Here is a 19,554-nt window from a genome sequence, read left to right as displayed (position 1 = left end):
GGCGTCCGAAACAGGGGGATTGATGCCAAAGCGTAAGAGTGCTCGTGCAGGCAGCGAGCTATTCATCGTCGACAATAGTGACGAAGAGTGGAGGGCGCTCCGCTACATCCGCGATTGGTGTCAGATTTCACGCGCGATCGATGTCGCGACGGCTTACTTTGAAATCGGCTCGCTAATAGCGCTTGAAGGGGAGTGGCAGCGCGTCGACGAAATGCGCGTCCTGATGGGGGATGAAGTCAGCCGCCGCACCCGCAAGGCATTCGAGCGAGCCGTCACTGAGCGCGTCGCTAGGTTAGATGCAAGCGTTGAAGCCGAAAAGGAGCAGGACGACTTCCTGACCGGTGTTCCAGCGATTGCAGACGCCGTTAGGAGCGGCAAGATCAAGTTTCGAATCTATCGTAAGGAGCGGTTCCACGCGAAGGCCTACATCACTCACGCCCGTCTTGAAGTGGTAGGTTCCGCAGCGCTGGTCGGATCGTCGAACTTCACCCGCCCCGGCCTCACGCAGAACATTGAGCTAAACGTTCAGATCACGGGTCAGCCTGTAGTAGTTCTTCAAGAGTGGTACGACGAGCATTGGGACGAAGCCGAGGACGTTACCCTCGACATGCTTCGGGTGATCGATAGACACATCCAGTCCTTTTCGCCTTTCGATGTCTATGCACACTCATTGCGTGAGCTGTTCCGCGACCGTGAGTTCTCGGCGTCGGAATGGGAACAGCATGAATCAGTCATTTTTCCTCAGCTCGACGGCTACCAGCGCGAGGGATATGGGCGGCTGCTCGAGATCGCGGACGCGTTCAGCGGTGCATTCCTGTGTGACGGCGTCGGCTTGGGCAAGACATTCGTTGGTCTGATGCTGCTGGAGCGGCTCGTGCGCCACGAGAAGAAGAACGTCGTCCTGCTGGTTCCTAAATCGGCTCGCGAGTCAGTTTGGATCGCCAACCTTCGTCGCTTCATGCCCGACCTCGCCGATGGCGTCTTCTCGGGCCTTGTCATCCTGAACCACACAGATCTCAACCGGCCCGGCATGGACCGGCAGCTCGCGCAAATTGCTGAGCGGGCCGACGCATTCATCATCGATGAAGCGCATAACTTTCGGAATCCGGGCATCGCTGGCGAGGGGGAGCGCAAGGAATCGCGGTATCGCGTGCTGCAGCGGCTAGCGACCGGCAAGCAGGTCTTTATGCTCACGGCGACGCCTGTGAACAACTCGTTGCTCGATCTGATGCACCTGGTGGAAATTTGGTCGGGCGACGGTACCAAGCTGAAACAAGCACCGCTTGGCATCCATTCTCTTCGGGGCCATTTCCGACAACTCGAAAAGCGGATCGCCTTGGCCTCAGGCGATCCGGGAGACCAACCCGCAGGTGTCGACGAGGATGTCACGGGGGGCGAAGCGCACGACATCTTCGCCTCGGACCCGCTCGTTCAAAACTTAGTAGTGCAGCGCAGCCGTGCCTACGTGAAAGAGAGCCAGAAGCGGGAGGCGAAGGGAGCGCCAGCCCAGTTTCCCACCCGCGAAGACCCGAAGGTGGCGAACTACAGCTACTCGCTGCTCCAGGTGAAGCTACTCGATCTGGTGGATGCGTCTTTCGATAAGAAAAAACCCCTGTTCAGCTTGGCCATCTACAATCCGGAAGAGTTTCGGCGAAAAGGTCAGGGCGCGGCTGCCGAGTTCGATCGTGGCCGCCTTAAGCAGGTTGTCACTCTGATCCGCACCGGATTTCTCAAGCGACTGGAGAGTTCGACCCCGGCCTTCGACAACAGCTGTCAGAACCTGTTCGTCAAGCTGCTCGCCTTCGTCGAGCGGAACGCGGGAACCGAGCTCGAAAAGCGCCGCCTTGCGCAGTGGAAGGATCGTCACGCCGACCTGCTCGATCATATCGTCAAGGTGCGCGCCGCCTGGAAGGAGGAGGAGGCCGAGGCCGGCGAGGACCTCGTCTCGCCCGAGATGATCGAGGCGGAAGAGGCGCTAAACGACGAGGTGTACGACGTCCCCGCCATCGTCAACGAGACCTATGAGGACCTGACGCAGCTCGCGCACCTGCTGGAAACCCTCCGTGATTTCACGGCCGAGCAGGATGGCAAGCTGGCGGCGCTGATCGACCTGCTCAAGACCGATCCAGTGCTCAGCAAACATAAGGTTCTGATATTCACCGAATTCACTGTGACCGCTCGCCACATCAAGCGGCAATTGGAAAAGGCCGGGCTGACCGGCATCGCCCAGGTCGATTCCACAACCAAACTCGACCGCGGCGAGGTCATCAAGCGCTTTGCGCCCTACTACAACGGCAGCAACTCGCGCAAAGTCGCGCCAAATGAGACGCGCATTCTGATTTCGACCGACGTGCTGTCGGAAGGCCTCAACCTCCAGGATGCGACGCGCCTCATCAACTACGACCTGCACTGGAATCCTGTGCGGCTGATGCAGCGCATCGGCCGTGTCGACCGCCGCATGAACCCGACGATCGAGGCGGCGATCGTTGCGGATCATCCGGAGCAGGCACCACTGCGTGGTCACGTCGCCTATTGGAACTTTTTGCCGCCCAACGACCTCGACCGCCTTCTCGCGCTCTACAGCCGCATTGCCGGCAAGACGCTGCGGATCTCCAAGCTGTTCGGCATTGAAGGCCGAAAACTGCTCACCGCGGCCGACGATTATGACGACCTCCAGGACTTCAATGCCAACTACGAGGGCACGACGAGCCCGGAGGAGGCGCTGCGCCTCGAACTCGCCGATATCCTCAACGCTGATCCCAAGCTGGCCGAGCGGCTCGACGGCTTTCCGAACCGCATCTTCAGTGGCCGTGAAGCGCCGGGCGCCACCGGCACCTTCTTCTGCTGGTCGCTGCCGGTCCGCATGCGCGATGCTGACCCGTCGCTTGGTGCCGACGCCTGGACCGCCAGCCCGGGCGACGTCCGATGGTATTTTCGCGACGCGGCCTCCGGCGAGATCGCCGAGGACGTCAACCGCATCGCTGACCTCATCCGCTCGACGCCGGAAACGCCACGCCGGATCGTGACGCCGCGGCCCACGCTCGCTGAGGCGCGAGAGGCGGTCGAGAAGCATATTCGCAACGGCTACCTCAAGCAGATGCAGGCCCCGGTCGGCGTCAAGCCGCTGCTCAAGGCATGGATGGAACTCAACTGATGCCGCCCACCAACCTCGACGCTATCACCGACTTCCCGGGGCTGCTCACCTATCTCGAGGAGGAACTCGACTGGCCGATCAATGAAGCCAACTTCGAGGAGGCGACGTTTGATTTCACGCCGCCAGAGCTGGGGCTGAAGGCCGATGCGGTCGGCGGCGCGATTGAAATCAAGCAACTGCGCAAGTTGACCGACAACCAGCCCTGGGGCGTGTTCTTCCTCAACCTGCCGCACAAGCGGCTGCCGCAGACCATCGTCCGCAACATCCTTGGCCGCCTGACCGTTAAGAAGCGGCAGGCGTCGAACGATCCGTCCCGGCCGGCTTTCTTGAAAAGTGACCTGCTGTTCATCACCTCGACCGGCGCGGGCGCCGACCGGCGGCTGGCGTTTGCGCATTTCCAGGACGATCCGCTCGGCGGCAATGCTGCGACGCTGAAGATCCTCGGGTGGGACGGTGATGACACGCCACGGCGGCTGGAGCTGACCAAGAGTACGCTGGCCGCCAAGCTGCGCTGGCCGAACAATCCCGCCGACACCGAACACTGGCGCGCCCAATGGTCAGCGGCCTTCACCCGTGCCGATACGCGCACCGTCGTTCGCGATTCGAAGGCGATGGCCAAGGCGCTGGCGGCCCTCGCCCGCCGAATCCGGGCGCGCGCCACGGAGTTGATCGAGGCGCAGACGGACAATGGCTCATTGGTGAAGCTCCACGCCGCATTCAAGGAGGCGCTAATCCACGATCTGACGCCAGCGGGCTTTGCCGACACCTACGCGCAGACGGTCGCCTATGGGCTGCTCTCCACCCGAATCAGCCGAGCCTCGGGTGGACTGACCCAGGACGACGTCACCGCCAATGTAGCCGGCACCAGCCCCTTCCTGAAGGAGATGCTCGGTCAATTTATTGAAGCCGGCGGCAAGAAGACGGGGAAAGCCGCCGCGAAACTCGACTTCGACGAACTTGGCATCGGCGAGGTCGTCGAGCTGCTGCGCAACGCCGACATGGACGCGGTGTTGGCAGATTTTGATCGCAAGAACCCCGACGAAGACCCCGTCATCCATTTTTACGAGCTTTTTCTTAAGGAGTATGACGCCGAACAGAAGGTCAAGCGCGGCGTCTTCTATACGCCGCGGCCCGTTGTTAGCTTCATCGTCCGCTCGGTCGACGAAGTATTGCGCAGCGAGTTTCATCTGGCCGACGGCCTCGCCTCCACCGCGACCTGGGGCGAGGTGATCGCGGCGAGCGCTGCGCGCGGCGGCGCCAAGCCCATTAAACTGCCCGCAGGCGCCGCCCTCGCCGATCCGTTCGTCCGCATTCTCGATCCCGCCACCGGCACCGGCACATTCCTCGTGGAGTGCGTCGACCTCATCCACAAGACGATGCTGGCCAAATGGCAGAGGGAGAGACGCAGCGCAGCCGACATCAAGGCGCTTTGGAACGCCTATGTCCCGAAACACCTACTGCCGCGCCTGACCGGCTTTGAGTTGATGATGGCCCCCTATGCCATTGCCCATGTCAAATTGGGGCTGAAGCTCAGCGACACCGGCTACCGTTTCGGTAGCGACGCTCGTGCGCAGATCTATCTTACGAATGCGCTCGAACCGGCGCAGGACCTAGACATGCAGCTCGCCTTCATGAGCGATGCGTTGGCCCATGAAGCGAAGGCTGCGAATGATGCGAAGGAAACGCGATTCACGGTTGTAGTTGGAAACCCCCCGTACAACAGCCGATCAGATAACAATACACCTTGGGTACGGGACATCATTAATAATTATAAGACAACAGTACGAACCGAAGAGACTCAGATACAAGCCCTGTCTGACGACTACGTTAAGTTTATTGCACTAGCAGAGCTACAAATTATTAAAAATAATCTAGGTATTGCTGGATTTATTACAAATAATGGCTATCTTGATGGACGAATATTTCGGGATCTTCGGCGCTCCCTGGGTGATAACTTGCCTAAAATTAATATCATTAACTTGCATGGCGACTCTAGAAAAAAGGAGGTCGCTCCAGATGGGGGTAAAGACGAGAACGTATTCGATATTCAGCAAGGCGTTTCTATATTTATAGGATCGCGTTTTGGTGATAATCAATCTAATATCAAATATACCGATTTGTGGGGAAAACGAGGCGTTAAAACAAAAGAGCTGATGAGCTCTCTCAATGACATGAGTTGGTCTATTCTCTCACAAAACTACATCACACAAGCGTTCGTGCCTCGCGACCGCACCGATTTAGACTGGCCAAAATGGCAATCTGCTGCTGAGATTTTCGGCACAGGAAATTGGATGAGTGACAAAACTCACTTTTACGGTGCTGGTTTCAAATCTCAGCAGGACGAGTTTGCGATTGGGTTTGATGCCCTCACTGTTGAACAAAATATTGAGCAGCTTACTTCTGCGGCTTCAACAGAATCAATGCTGAGGAACAATTTTGAGCTTTGCAAATCTAACCAGTGGGATTTCGGGCGTGCCAAGGCGCGGCTTAACAAACTGAATTGGCGATGCGAAATACGACGCGTGCTTTTTCGGCCTTTCGATGACAGATATACGCTCTTGCATCCTGATGTAGTGACAAATCCGCGCCTGAATGTAATGCAGCATTTATCAGGAAAAAGTGTTGCATTTCTTGCAACTCGAAGTTCAACTGAACCGTTTGCCGTATTTGTTACCAACATTCCGCCAGCTCACAAGATCGTTGGCAACTACGACATGACGATAGCATTCCCTCTTTGGCTCAAGCCCCAGGGTACCGAAACCCGCACGCTTCCCAACATAGCGCCCATCTTTGCCAAGCGCGTCGCCGTGCTGACCGGCCTCGCCTGGGACGATTGCGTTGAGGGGCCGAAGCAGGCCGCACTAACCGGCGTCTTGCCCCCTAAGCCGACCCAGACCGCGATGTTCGCCAACCGCCGCGAGCGCGGCGAATCCGGTCACAGCTTCGGCCCGCGCGACCTGCTCGACTGGATCTACGCGGTGCTGCATTCACCCGCCTATCGCAGCCGCTACGCCGATTATCTGAAGAGCGATTTCGCCCGCGTGCCGCTACCCGGCAGCGCAGCGCTGTTCGAAGCGCTGGTCCCGATCGGCACCGATCTCGTCGCCACCCATCTGCTCGATGCCGAACATCGCTTCGGCCCCGAGAAACTGCCGATCTTCGCCGACCCCAAGGGCATCCGCCTCGCTGGCAGCGGCGAAGCCCGCGTCTCCCAGGCCCCGACCTTCCAGGCCGGACGCGTCTATATCAGCTGACGTGCTCCCCTGAAGTGGTGCCATTTTTCGGTAGAGTCCGATCCAGCGAAGGACGGACGAATGAAGCGCAGCAGGTTTAGCGATGAGCAGATCATCGGGATTTTGAAAGAGCAGGAGGCCGGTGCGGCTACGGCGGATGTGTGCCGGCGGCACGGCATCAGCGGCGCGACCTTCTACAAGTGGAAGGCGAAGTTTGGCGGCCTTGAGGTGACTGAGGCCAAGCGGCTGCGGACGTTGGAAGAGGAGAACGCCAAGCTCAAGAAGCTGCTGGCGGAAGCGATGCTGGACATCGCGGTGCTGAAGGACATCTCGACAAAAAAATGGTGACGCCCGGCGCGAAGCGGAACGCGGTCGCCCATGCCCGGGAGTGTCACGGGCTGAGCGAGCGTCGGGCGTGTGATCTGATCGGCATCGCCCGGCGGGTGGCGCGGTATCAGCCGAGCCGGGCGGATGACGCTGGCCTGCGGCAGCGGCTGCGGGAGCTGGCGGCCGAGCGTCGCCGGTTCGGGTATCGGCGTCTGGGCTATTTGCTGGCCCGCGAGGGCCTCGCGCCGAACCACAAGAAGCTGCTGCGGCTCTACCGCGAGGAGGGGCTCAAGGTGCGCCGCCGCGGGGGCCGTAAGCGGGCGCTGGGCACCAGGGCGCCGATGGTGCTGCCGCAGGGGCCGAACCAGCGCTGGTCGCTGGACTTCGTGTCCGACGCGCTGGGCTGTGGTCGGCGGTTCCGCATCCTGTGCGTGGTGGACGACTTCACACGCGAATGCCTGGCACTGGTGGCCGACACCTCGCTGTCGGGTGCGAGGGTGGCCCGTGAACTCGATGCGATTGTGGCGCTCCGCGGGAAGCCTTTGGCGGTGGTCAGTGACAACGGCACGGAACTGACGTCGACGTCGATCCTGCGCTGGTCGCAGGAGCGGCAGGTGGAGTGGCACTACATCGCCCCCGGGAAGCCCACCCAGAACGCGTTCGTCGAGAGCTTCAACGGCCGCCTGCGGGATGAGTGCCTCAACGAGACGTTGTTCACGTCGATGCCGCAGGCCCGGGCGGTACTGGCCACCTGGCGGCAGGACTACAACACCATCCGGCCGCACTCGAAGCTGGGCGGGCGGCCCCCCGCCGAGATCGCCGGCCAACCGGGTTGGGGGCATGCCCCCAACCCCGTTGCCATCCCATCAACCATCAGACATCAACGCAGAGGACTCTCCGTCTGAGTGGATACATCAAGGGGGGCACGTCACAGCGGCACGCGCTGGTTCGAGACCGTCCCCGAGCTCGCCTGGAACTTCCACATCGGCGGCTATCAACCCGCGCAGAAATGGTTGAAGGACCGCGCTACCAAGAAATCCGGCAAGAAAGCCAATCCCGGCCGCCTCCTCACGGACCAAGACATCCTCCACTACCGCCGCATCATCCTGGCGCTGACCCGAACAGCCGAACTGATGCCGAAGATCGACCAGATCATCGAGGAGCACGGCGGCTGGCCGGGCGCGTTCCGGGGGATGACGGATGAGGCACCGCCCGCGGCTTCAACATAGGCCCTGCGCGGTTCCCCCAACCGTTCAGCCGAAATGGGGGCCGCGCTGCCCATCAGGATCGCCGGCCGCGCCTACGAAGTGCTGTTCAGCCCTCGCGATCGCCGGGCGCGAACACGTCGATTTCGCAGGCGCGGGTCTGTCGCAGCGCCGGGTCGCGCCCCGCCAGACCGGCCACCGGCTTATAAAGGTCAAGACCGCGGCCCAGCTTGAAGACGACGCCGTTGTCGAGCACGACAAAACGGTCATGGATGTCCTCATCAAAGGTGAGCGTGAGCTTCATCCCGGCTTTCTCGAAGAAGGTCCGATCCAGTGCATCGTAAAAGGACTGGTCCGCTTCCGCTCCTGAATCCGAAACCTCGCGCGTCACAATGTTGACGATCTTGGGCCTCGCTGCCGCAGCAGCGGCGTCCAGGAATTCGCGCAGGTTCCGGCGCTGGTGGGGTTGCGCCAGATAGGGGTCAATCAGCCAAATCTCTGCGGCGCCGCCGAGAAATTCTGCCGCGAAGATACGGGAAAACGGCCAATTCTTATCCCCGTTGCGCAGGATATGACGCCCCACACACCGCGTCGCCTGTCGCCGGATCGCAGCTACGATATCCTCGGTCCCGGCTTCAGCCGAGCCTGTTGGCGCAGGTGTGGCAGGAAATGGCCGGCGGGTTTCATTCTCCTGGCTGGCAGAACTCGTCTGACTTGGCGCGCCTTCTCCACCCGACGGAGCCGAGAGCAGCACGGGGGAAGCTGGTGCGTCCAAGGCAATCGCTTGGTCTTCCGTCAGCAGGAATTCGACATCCCTCAATGCGGCCTCGGCCGCCTCCTTCAGCTCCGCGACCAGACGAATAAATATCTCCTTCTGCCCCTCGAAGGTCGCCTCGGCGGCTGCCTTGATGTCAGCAGAAGCGCGCTGAATTTCGGCCCTCACTTGGCTCATGGACCGCTCCGGCAGGGCGTCCGCCTGTTCGATCAGGGTCTGTGCGAATTCCGTAAAACGTATCTCGACATGGCCCTTAACAGCGTTCCGCAAAATGCCGCGGACCTCTCGATAGAATGTACGGACCTCGCCTGTCTGCGCCGTCGTTGTTCCACGCCCCCACACGCCTGATACCCGCTCCCGCGCCGCCGAGATGGTTGCCTCTACAGATTCGTCGACGAAATCCTCCAGAAGCGCGACGATTTTGGCCTCCTCGCCCTCCAGCAACTCCTGCTGTGTCTCCAGCGCACCTTCCAGGAACTCTTCGAGGCTGGAGGCGATGTCGAGTTGCAGTTCCTCCCCGATTTCAAGATCGCGAATGGACTTCGCTGCTTCGTCCGAGAGGCCTCCGAGGTGTGCACGGAAGGTATCGATAAAGACTGCGAACTCGCCCGTTTGGCTCTCGAGGTGTTCCGCCACGCGCGGAAAGATGCGGTTTGCCACACGGTTCTGCAGGTCCGACATGTAGCCCCAATGGCCACTCCGCCGCGTCTTCCAGTGGCGTCCTGCATCATCGGTCTCGTAGGCAGCCAAGACACTATCCGCTTCGGACGAGGCGAGCTGCGCCACCACGGCACCGACCGCCGCTTTCGTCACGAGTTGCTTCTTCAGGACCTCCGATGCCTGCCGCGTTACCTCTGTGAAGCGAACGCCAGCCTCCTCAAACTGCTGACGAAAGGTAGCCAGCTTTTCTTCGGCCACCTCCCTGTTCCGCATGCCATCAACGACAAGCCGGCGCTTTTCGATTGCGCCAAGCATCTCCTGAAGGATCGACCGGGTGCCTTGCTCAATGGCTCGCTTGGACGTGGCCAAGCGGGATTCCGTAGATAGAATCCGGAAAAGCGTTCTCTTGACCTGGTTCAGGCCGCCTGGGTCTGCGGGATCGATCGGGTGCGCGATCCGCTCACCGCGGGCATGGTCGCGGTGGTTCGCTGCCGAGGTGAATGCGATTTCGACTGCGCTGAGCTGCTCACGAAAGCGCTGGGTCGAAACAGTGCCCGCATCACCCGCTAGTTCATCCAGGGTTGCCTCGATCTCCGCGCGAATGCGACGCCGCTCCGCAGCGATCCGAACGGAAATGGGCTCGGCGTCTTCATCCTGATCCCGTGCCTGGCGGACATGCTGCTCGTAGGTCTGGTCCACCTGTGTGACGACGAAGATGAGCTGCTTGACCGTTCCCTTGCGCAGAAGGCGGAGCAAGAAGTCCTTCTCAGCCTGGCCGTAGGAACCGCCTGATTTGGTCAGGAAGAGGACTGCGTCGACACCCTCGACAGCGCGCTCGGTCAGATGGATGCGGAAGCGCTCGGTGTCGTCGAGGCCGGGCGTATCAACCAGGATAACGCCTTGCTGCAGGATTTGCGACGGCGTCTCGATTTCGATGGATTCCACGAGACAGTGGTGAGGTCTCGTGCTGGACGTGAACTGCTTGATCCGACGTCGGAATTCGGCACCGGCTTTCCGGTCCTCTTCCGCACCGTTGCCTTGCGGCAGAGCGATGACGAGCGTGTGGCCGCCTGCCCGGATGTGCTCTCTCTCGATCGAGCCGATGTCGAAAACCTCAACAGGGCCGGATGCCGATGCCTTCGAATCCTTCCCGGAGAACTTCAGCCAGTTCGCGATTCTGTAAGCGGCAGGATCGGTTGGATCTTTCGCATGGAGCGCCCTGAGCTCGTCCCATGTCTCCCTCGCGATGAGCCGGATCTTCGCGACGATCCGCTCACCGGCCCGGAACGTGGTAACCGCGGCGGTTTCTGGATTTGTGTCTTCGCCGGCCAGCCGGCTGCCAAGGAGCTCATTGACGAAGGAGGACTTGCCGGCTTTGAAACGGCCGATGACCGCGACCTTGTAGTCCTCGGGGACGGCGTGCTCCTCCAGCAGCCGCGAGAGACCGTCGGCGGCGCGCTCGCATTCTTCGCCCAGCCGCCATCGCCGCTCTCTCTGATTCTCGCGGAGGACCCCGACCAGGAGACCAACCCGGCCTCGCGCGCTTTCGACGTCCTGGCGGATACGCAATGGCGATTTCTTCTGCATGGGTCCCCCAGTGTAAATGCGCCAAGCGATATCCGCTTAAAGGCTGTTTGGCGCACAATGACATCTTGATGGCACGATGCAATAAATGCCAATTCACATGAAGCCGCGCCATTAGCCTCCACAAGGTCGGCGCCTCCGGTAGCCGCCTGTTCAGGATCGCCTCGACGATCTCTGGCGCTAGCAGGGCCAGCCGCAGGATGCGCGAGACCTAGGACGAGCCGACCTTCTCGACTGCGGGCCACTTTTTGATCCTGGGACAGTGGCCGGATTCCAGCGTCCGCTATCACCGCCCCCTCGGACGGGCGGTCGTCAGGACGGGCCGACAATGCGCTGCTCAATGGATCACTAATAAATTGAATTATATGGCAATTTATGTCATAGTTGCGTCGAGCGTATTTCGCTCACCTCCCCACAATTAGGATCACCTAATGACCCCAGCACTACTGGGCGCCGGCGCCATGCCGCGCGCTCTGGGGCGGGTGGCCGCATGCCGGCTGCTCGCCCCCTTCCCACCCGCCGGCGATGGCGGCCTGCCATGAGCAAGCCTCCGAAACCGGCACTACCAGCCAATCAGCCCCAACCGGCACTCGAACTCCCAGACCCTCCGCCTCCCGCACCCAAGCGGCGCAGCGGTTCGAGAATTCTGCGGGGGAGCACAACCGATGGGCGGATCGGCCAGACCCTACGGCTGGACCCAGACGCATGGGAGCAGCTGAGGATCCTCGCGGCCAAGGAGCGCAAGAACGCCCACGACCTCCTGGTCGAGGCGGTCAACATGCTCTTCACGCACCGAGGCTTTCCACCGCTGGCCTGACACGACCTGCCAGGCACCCAATCCAACGAAACGGCCCCGACGAAAGTCGGGGCCGTTTTTTCGTTACCGGGGCGCGGCCGAGCGGCCGATGCCCGTTCGGCGGTGAGAGGGATCTTCGCGCCTCCGATTCGCGCATGAGCCAGGCTGGCTATTTTGCATTCATTGGAATAAATGACGAATATTTTTCAGAAGCAACCGTGGGTTACCTCCCTATATCCCGCCCACATGACAATCGAGGAAATTCATAGTCTTAAATAAATTATCTTATTATCAGAGGCGTTCGTCCCATTCGTGATGTAAACTAGTAGTTGCCTTGCATTGGCATGCATTTCTGTGATTCGCTTTACTTTCCCAAATTTGCAGATACCGAGAATAGCCGGCGACGCATTGTGCGGCGCTTCGCTCGATCAGGGCGACACCACGCCACTGGGATCTGCGTGCTGGCATGACCGGCAATACGCTTTTGTCGAACGCACCTGACCTCGTTGCCCCTTCGCCGGGCGGCTGCAGCCCGTCTCTCCTCATGGACTTGGTCCGCGCTTTCGCCCGCCAAGCGGCACGCGAGGCGTTCGCCGCGTCGGTGCCTAATGCCCGGAGTGGGGAGCCATGACGGGGCGTACCAGCTCTGGCGCTCCGAACGCTTCTCAGACGCGCCCTTCCCGGCAGCCGGGTGCTTCAGCCCGATCGGATGTAGCGCGCCAATTTGGTGCCTCGGCCCCTGAGGCGCCCCCGCTTTCGGAGAGCGCCGTCCCCGAGCCTCTCGTCACGCCCGGCCACGTCGCGTGGCTCTTCGGGATCTGCAGCCGGACGCTGTCGAACTGGGAGCAGAAGGGTGTGCTCGCCCCGATCCGCATCCGCGGCCGCCGGTACTACCGCCCTGAGGACGTCCGCAAGCTCTGGGAGGAGGGACGGCGATGAGTTCCCTTCCAGAACAAGGGCATGACAACCCTACGCCAGAATGGTCGGCAGTAGATTTGGTAGTTCCACTGTCGACCATTCAGAGAAATTTCCGCCTGTTTCAAACATAGGAGAGCGAACGTGAGCAAACGTGATTTACCCACCATTGCTGAGGCTCTGAACCGTATTTCTACGGATGCCGGTTTTTCTGACAGCCGGCGTCGCCAGCTGCGGTCTGCCCTCCAGGCGCTGGCGCGCCTCCAGGGCCAGCCGCCCGAATCGCTGGTGCTCCACCCGCAGAAATCGCTCGCCCTGCTGGAGCGCGCGTCGCCGGCGGAACTGGGTCTCAAGTCTGCGGCGACGCTGAACGGCTATCGGTCCAACCTCCGCGCCATCCTGCGCCGCTTTGGGCTGCTCAAGGGTCGCGAGGCCCTGGCGCCTGTGGAGGATCCGGCGTGGGTCGCCCTGCTCGAGCGCCTGCCGCAGGAGGGACATGACTTCGACCGGCTCAAGGCCTTCGTGAACTGGCTGGCGCGTCAGGGCGTGGCTCCGGCGGAGACCAGCCAGGACCACCTCGCCGCCTATGCGCTCGAGCGCGAGGTCTCTCGCGGGGGCAACAAGCAGACGGACCATATGCGCCGCGTGGTAGGCCTCTGGCGCCGCGCCGCCCGCACCATCGAGGGGTGGCCGCAGGCGGGCCTCGCCAATCCCAACCCGCGCCAGATGTCCCTCCCCTTCGATGCCTATCCGGCGCCGCTCGAGAAGGAGGTCGAGACCTATCTCTGCGACATCCGGACGGCCGGCGACATCTGGTCCGAGGACGAACCGGAGGACGAGCCCGTGATTACCTTCCGCAAGGTTCTTCCCAAACAGCCGCGCAGCGCCCGCACCGTCCGCACGCGCCGCTACGGGGTCCGGGCGCTGCTCTGGGGTGCACACCAGGCCGGCGTGCCGATGGAGCAGTTGAACAGCCTGCGCGTGATCCTCTCGCCCAAGGTCTTCAGGCGGTCCTTCAGCTGGCACATGGCGCGCAAGGGAATCCAGGACAAGAAGTTCGACGACCACCTCATGAGCATGGTGGCCACGATCTTCTCGGTGGCGAACTACTGCGGCGTCGACGGAGAGGAGCGCGCGGAGCTCAAGGCGTTCTTCAAGAAGGTTGCGGTCACTGAGCGCCGCACCGGCCTGATCGACCGCCACGAGCGCATTCTGGAGCGCCTGGAGGACCCCCGCATCCTGGCCATGTTTCTCAAGCTGCCGATGCAGATCATGCACAACGCGCGGCGCCTCCGTGACGGATGGAGCAAGGGCAAGGTCACTCAAGCGCCTCGCCCCGTCGAGGCCGCCTGGCTCGCGAGCATCGCGGCCGCCGTTGAGATCGAGCTGCACGCCCCGGTGCGCATCACGGACCTCACGACGATGCGCCTCGGACAGGAGCTTCGCCTGCCCGCGGAGGCTTCGCCGGAGGCCAGCGGTTCGTTCCACTTCGCACGCACCTCCAAGACCGGTCAGGGGCTGCAGATGCCGATCCGCCCGGAGACACGCCGCCTGCTCAAGGAGTATCTCGACGATTTCCGCCCATTGCTGCCGAACGCGAACAGCCAGTGGGTCTTCCCGGGGAAACCGGGGCCGGCCAAGCCCCGCGACATCCAGGCTTTTGGCACAACGATCACCGAGACCATCGCCGACGTTCTGGGCTTTCGGGTGAACCCGCACGCCTTTCGGGTGATCGCGGGTGCGCTAATCCTCAAGAGGGATCCGCACGCGATCGATGATGTCCGGGCGATCCTCGGTCACTCCACCTTCGACACTGCGATGAAATTCTATCGCCGCATGAACACCTGGGAGGCAGGCCGCCGCCTGGGCGAGATCATCGCCGAGGGGCGCGCCACCGGACTGCCGCAGCGCCCTGGCCCGGGCAGCCCGCTTCCTCGGCAGGGGCGCCCAGGCCCGATGCGCGGCTGGGGGCGCGGCCGATGAACCGGATGGCTGGACGCAAGCCGGCCGCCTGGCCGGAGGCTGATCGCGCCGCCTGGGAGCTGGCGAATACCGTCTCCTACGATGTCTGGGACGATGCCGGTAAGGCGCTCAGGCTGAGGCCATGGACCCGTAAGGGCTACGCGCGCGCCTATGGAATCTGGCTGGCTTGGCTGGACCGGTCGGGCCAGCTGGACCCGGCTGAGGGGCCGGGCCAGCGCCCGTCGCCCGAACGTATCGCCGGCTGGGTCCGCACGATGCGCGACATGGGGCGCAAGAACGGGGTGATCAAACTCTATCTCATGAGCCTTCACGCCATCCTCGCGTTCCTCGCGCCGGGGACGGACACGAGTTTCATCCTGCGCCCCGGCGGCCGCTCGCTGGACGAGCTCTTCCCGACCGAGCCCAAGCCCTTTACCCCACATGACAGCGGCGACCTTTTGGAGCACGCCAAGGCTCTGCATGCCCGTGGACTGACCGACCGTGACGGCGACCAACGGTGGAAGGCCCTCCGCGACGCGGCAATCATGGCAATGCTTTACGTCTACGGCCCGCGGCACGCTGATATCTCGTCGATGGTGATGGGCGAGAACCTCCGCATGACCCGGAATGGGCAGATGATCGCGCGCTTTCGGGAGACGGCGACCAAGGACAAGAGGTGGCGGGAATACCCCCTTCACCCGGTCGTTGCCGCCATCGTCCGGGACTACCTGGAACTCGCGCGCCCCCACCTTTGCGGTCCTGCCGAGGAGGATTGGCTTTGGTGGGGCAAGGTCGGTGAGCCACTGACCTACCGGGGTTTCGAGGGCGTTGTACGGCGACGGAACCGGGATTTCACAGGCGTGGCGGAGGGGCCTCAGATGGCCCGGAAATGGCTCACCGAGACCGCCAAGAACCGCTCGCCGGAGGCCGCCTTCGATGCGGCAGAGGTCGCCGGCCATACCCCGCGGGTTGCCCTGCGATACTATGCCCAGGCGGTCGACTATCACAGCGGTGGTCGACATGGTGCGTACATCTCGGAGCTGCGCGAGCAGCTAGGGGAGCTGGCGGACCGGGCCTATGCGGAGCGGCGCCAGCGACGGGGGGGCGGATAGAGATGTCCAGGGTGATTCCCTTGCCGTCGAATCCCTTCCCTCAGGCACACTGCCTCGCCCTCACCCGTCGGAGCCTGTGACCGATGCGCCCGTTAACCTCCACCCGTCCGCTTCGTGTGGCTGTCTACGCCCGGTTTTCTTCGGAGAACCAGCGAGATGCCTCGATCGAGGATCAGGTTCGGATCTGCCGCGCTCGGGCCGAGCGCGAGGGCTGGGTGATCGCCGAGACCTTCACGGACTACGCGGTGTCGGGCTCGACGACGCTGCGTCCCGGCTACCAGGCGCTGATGTCGGCGATGCGCTCGAGCGCGGTGGACGTGGTCCTGGCTGAGAGCCTCGATCGGCTTTCCCGTGATCAGGAGCACGTGGCTGGGTTCCATAAGGCGGCGCAGTTCGCCGGGGTCCGGATCATCACGCTCTCCGAGGGTGAGATTTCCGAGCTTCACGTGGGCCTCAAGGGCACGATGGGGGCGCTGTATCTGAAAGACCTGGCCGACAAGACCCGCCGAGGCCTGGAGGGACGGGTGCGCGAGGGGCGATCCGGAGGTGGCCTCTCCTACGGCTACCGCGTGGTCCGCGGTCCGCTGGACCGGCGTGGCGAGCTTGAGCGGGGGCTGCGGGAGATCGACCCTGTCCAGGCGCAGGTGGTGCGACGCGTTTTCGAACGCTTCGCGGCGGGGGAGAGCCCTATCGCCATCGCCAAGGCGCTGAATGCGGAGGGCATCCCCGGTCCGCGGGGTGGACCCTGGTCCGATGGGGCGCTTCGTGGCCATGCCCGGGTGGCCACTGGGATCCTCCGTAACCCGCTCTATGCCGGTCGGCTCGTCTGCAACCGCCGCCGCTGGCTCAAGGATCCGACAACGGGCGGCCGGGTGGCGCGGCATAATGATGCCGAGGCGGTGATCGAGGAGGAGGTACCCGAGCTTCGGATCATTCCCCAGGAGCTGTGGGACAAGGTCCAGGCGCGCCTCGCCAGGGCGGCGCGCCCGCAAGGGGTGCGCGAGGGCGGCGATGGCCCCGAGACGCTTTGGCAACATCGGCGCGCCGTGTCGCTTCTGAGCGGCAAGGTCGTCTGTGGGGTCTGCGGCGGGAGCTACGCCACCAACGGCAAAGACTACATGGGCTGCAAGGCGGCCGAGCGTCAGGGCACCTGCACCAACAAGGTTCGGATTCGGCGCAGCCGGGTCGAGGCCGAGGTGCTGGAGGCGCTGGGGACCCGACTGATGGAGCCCGATGCGGTCGCGACCTTCGTGGCGGAGTTCACGGCCGAGTGGAATCGGCTTTCGGCCGAGAGCGGGGGTCAGGTCTCTCTTCGTCGGCGGGAGCTCGACCAGGTCGAGCGGCAGCTGAACGGCTTGATCGATGCCATTGCCGATGGGCTTCGGGCGCCTGGGCTTCAGGACCGGCTTGATGGGTTGGGCGCTCGTCGGGAGGCGCTTCGGGCGGAGCTGGCCGGGCTGGAGGCGCGCCAGTCGGCGCCGCGCCTGCATCCGAACCTGTCCGAGGTCTACCGGGCGCGGGTGGCGCTTCTTCGGGAGGGGATCGAGGCTCAGGGGGATCGTGAAGTGCTGGAGGCGGCGCGTGCGCTGATAGCGCGGGTCGAGGTCCATCCGCCCGCCGAGCCGGGCGCTCGCCCGCGGCTGGAGCTCTTGGGCGAGCTCAGCGCCCTATTGGTGGCGGCTGGTGTCGAAGCTATTGGCGGAAATGCAAAAAGCCCACCGACGATTGCCGGTGGGCTTGATGTGTTCTCGCGTTCTGTATCAGTGGATGCGGGGACAGGATTTGAACCTGTGACCTTCAGGTTATGAGCCTGACGAGCTACCGGGCTGCTCCACCCCGCGGTGGTGATTGTGAGTTTTCGGTTGGGTGGCCTGGCGCTGACCGACTCTCCCGCCGCTTGAGCGGCAGTACCATGGGCGCTGGAGTGTTTCACGGCCGAGTTCGGGATGGGATCGGGTGTTTCAACTCCGCGATAGGCACCAGGCCACCGAACCGAAAACTGTGGTTCAGGTGGTGTTGGATTGGTTGGTTTTGAGTGGGTGGGTGAAGTGGGGTTTGGTGCTGCGTGCGGTGTGTCGCTGTTGCCAGCGAACACTGCATTGGGGAGTAGTGAGCCTATCGGGCGATTAGGATCGCTTAGCTGCACGCATTGCTGCGCTTCCACAGGCGACCTATCAACGTGATGGTCTATCACGGCCCTCGGGGAGACCTGGTTTTGAGGTGGGTTTCCCGCTTAGATGCTTTCAGCGGTTATCCCGTCCACACTTAGCTACCCAGCTGTGCCACTGGCGTGACAACTGGTGCACCAGAGGTATGTCCATCCCGGTCCTCTCGTACTAGGGACAGATCCTCTCAAGTCTCCAACACCCACAGCAGATAGGGACCGAACTGTCTCACGACGTTCTAAACCCAGCTCACGTACCGCTTTAATCGGCGAACAGCCGAACCCTTGGGACCTGCTCCAGCCCCGGGATGCGATGAGCCGACATCGAGGTGCCAAACCTCCCCGTCGATGTGGACTCTTGGGGGAGATCAGCCTGTTATCCCTAGAGTACCTTTTATCCGTTGAGCGATGGCCCGTCCACGAGGGACCACCGGATCACTAAGGCCGACTTTCGTCTCTGTTCGCGCTGTCACGCTCACAGTCAGGCGGGCTTATGCCTTTGCACTCAACAGCCGATGTCCGACCGGCTTGAGCCCACCATCGCGCGCCTCCGTTACAATTTGGGAGGCGACCGCCCCAGTCAAACTGCCCACCACGCAGGGTCCCGGCCCGGGATAACCAGGCTCGGTTAGACGCCAAAAAGGCACAGGGTGGTATTTCAAGGTTGGCTCCACACAAGCTAGCGCCCATGCTTCAAAGCCTCCCACCTATCCTACACAGTCCCTTCCTGGCGCCACTGCGAAGTTGCAGTAAAGGTTCATAGGGTCTTTCCGTCTAACTGCGGGTACCCCGCATCTTCACGGGGAATTCAATTTCGCTGAGCCCATGCCGGAGACAGTGGGGAGGTCGTTACGCCATTCGTGCAGGTCGGAACTTACCCGACAAGGAATTTCGCTACCTTAGGACCGTTATAGTTACGGCCGCCGTTTACCGGGGCTTCAATTCGATGCTTGCACATCTCCTTTTAACCTTCCGGCACCGGGCAGGCGTCAGACCCTATACGTCATCTCTCGATTTCGCAGAGCCCTGTGTTTTTACTAAACAGTCGCCACCCCCTGCTTTGTGCCACCCACACCTGCTTGCGCAAGCATGGGTCTCGCTTATCCCGAAGTTACGCGAGCAATTTGCCTAGTTCCTTCGACATGGTTCTCTCAAGCGCCTTGGTATACTCTACCAGTCCACCTGTGTCGGTTTAGGGTACGGTTCAATGTCAGAGCTATTTCCCGGACCTATCCAACCACCACACCAATCCAATAAGGCATGATGGAACTTCAAGGCCGTCACTTCTGACGAGCTCAGGAATATTCACCTGATTCCCATCGGCTACGGCTGTCGCCCTCGCCTTAGGGGCCGGCTCACCCTGCGCGGATTAGCCTTGCGCAGGAACCCTTGGACTTACGGCGAGAGGGTTTCTCACCCTCTTTGTCGCTACTCATGTCCGCATTCGCACTTCCCATACCTCCAGCACACCTCACGATGCACCTTCACAGGCCTAGGGAACGCTCCGCTACCACGCACCTTACGGTGCATCCACAGCTTCGGCAGATGGCTTGAGCCCCGTTACATTTTCGCCGCAAGACAGCTATTAGACCAGTGAGCTATTACGCTTTCTTTAAAGGATGGCTGCTTCTAAGCCAACCTCCTGGTTGTTTTGGCCGTCTCACATG

10 protein-coding genes, 1 tRNA gene and 2 rRNA genes (1 of these 13 running past the window's edge) are annotated in these 19,554 nt (G+C 62.1%); 9 read left to right on the top strand and 4 right to left on the bottom strand.

All coding sequences use genetic code 11. The features are described 5' to 3' along the window. Nucleotides 1-22: 22 nt before the first annotated feature. From R9Z33_RS03640 to R9Z33_RS03625, 4 genes are all read left to right on the top strand, one after another. A complete protein-coding gene (locus R9Z33_RS03640; protein WP_318649942.1) occupies nt 23-3,154 on the top strand; it encodes a helicase-related protein in 3,132 nt (1,043 codons plus the stop codon). Beyond that, nucleotides 3,154-6,408 (top strand): type ISP restriction/modification enzyme, encoded by a 3,255-nt coding sequence (locus tag R9Z33_RS03635; RefSeq protein ID WP_318649941.1) that lies wholly within the window; start codon nt 3,154-3,156, stop codon nt 6,406-6,408. The genes R9Z33_RS03640 and R9Z33_RS03635 overlap by 1 nt, the downstream gene beginning before the upstream one ends. Nucleotides 6,409-6,468: 60 nt before the next feature. Then, nucleotides 6,469-7,619, top strand: a protein-coding gene (locus R9Z33_RS03630) for an IS3 family transposase (RefSeq protein ID WP_404830607.1) whose coding sequence is annotated in 2 segments (ribosomal slippage) — nt 6,469-6,721 and nt 6,721-7,619 — 1,152 coding nt in all. Because the reading frame shifts where the segments join, the coding sequence is not laid out codon by codon here. Further along, the gene (locus R9Z33_RS03625; protein ID WP_318649940.1) at nt 7,620-7,943 is read left to right on the top strand and encodes a type ISP restriction/modification enzyme; all 324 of its coding nucleotides are present in this window, start codon (nt 7,620-7,622) and stop codon (nt 7,941-7,943) included. It begins immediately after the preceding gene. An 85-nt stretch (nt 7,944-8,028) separates the two neighbouring features. Here the strand turns inward: R9Z33_RS03625 and R9Z33_RS03620 are convergent, their stop codons facing one another. Continuing rightward, on the bottom strand, nt 8,029-10,941 hold the full coding sequence (locus tag R9Z33_RS03620) for an MIT C-terminal domain-containing protein (RefSeq protein WP_318649939.1): 2,913 nt from the start codon (nt 10,939-10,941) through the stop codon (nt 8,029-8,031). A gap of 487 nt (nt 10,942-11,428) precedes the next feature. Between R9Z33_RS03620 and R9Z33_RS24755 the strand changes: the two genes are divergently transcribed. From R9Z33_RS24755 to R9Z33_RS03605, 5 genes are all read left to right on the top strand, one after another. Beyond that, nucleotides 11,429-11,755: a ribbon-helix-helix domain-containing protein gene (locus R9Z33_RS24755; RefSeq protein ID WP_404830652.1), complete on the top strand. Its 327-nt coding sequence runs from the start codon at nt 11,429-11,431 to the stop codon at nt 11,753-11,755. A gap of 606 nt (nt 11,756-12,361) precedes the next feature. Beyond that, entirely contained in the window at nt 12,362-12,673 is a 312-nt protein-coding gene (locus tag R9Z33_RS24750; RefSeq protein WP_404830651.1) for a MerR family transcriptional regulator, read from the top strand. A gap of 120 nt (nt 12,674-12,793) precedes the next feature. Next, complete coding sequence (locus R9Z33_RS03615) at nt 12,794-14,632, top strand: tyrosine-type recombinase/integrase (RefSeq protein WP_318649938.1); 1,839 nt, start codon at nt 12,794-12,796, stop codon at nt 14,630-14,632. After that, nucleotides 14,629-15,723, top strand: coding sequence for a hypothetical protein (locus R9Z33_RS03610; protein ID WP_318649937.1), 1,095 nt, complete (start codon nt 14,629-14,631; stop codon nt 15,721-15,723). Before R9Z33_RS03615 ends, R9Z33_RS03610 begins: the two co-directional genes overlap by 4 nt. An 83-nt stretch (nt 15,724-15,806) precedes the next feature. After that, on the top strand, nt 15,807-17,531 hold the full coding sequence (locus tag R9Z33_RS03605) for a recombinase family protein (RefSeq protein WP_318651607.1): 1,725 nt from the start codon (nt 15,807-15,809) through the stop codon (nt 17,529-17,531). Here R9Z33_RS03605 and R9Z33_RS03600 read toward each other — a convergent pair. From R9Z33_RS03600 to R9Z33_RS03590, 3 genes are all read right to left on the bottom strand, one after another. After that, a tRNA-Met gene (locus tag R9Z33_RS03600) sits at nt 17,488-17,564 on the bottom strand. The genes R9Z33_RS03605 and R9Z33_RS03600 overlap by 44 nt on opposite strands. 28 nt (nt 17,565-17,592) lie before the next feature. Further along, nucleotides 17,593-17,707, bottom strand: a 5S ribosomal RNA gene (gene rrf, locus R9Z33_RS03595). Nucleotides 17,708-17,828: 121 nt separating this feature from the next. Further along, nucleotides 17,829-19,554 (bottom strand): 23S ribosomal RNA (locus tag R9Z33_RS03590) (it continues 1,011 nt past the right edge of the window).

The organism is Sediminicoccus rosea, from assembly GCF_033547095.1.
In the GTDB taxonomy this organism is placed as follows: domain Bacteria; phylum Pseudomonadota; class Alphaproteobacteria; order Acetobacterales; family Acetobacteraceae; genus Roseococcus; species Roseococcus rosea.
The sequence above is the reverse complement of the archived record's forward strand: the minus strand, read 5'-3'. Positions and strand labels throughout refer to the sequence as shown.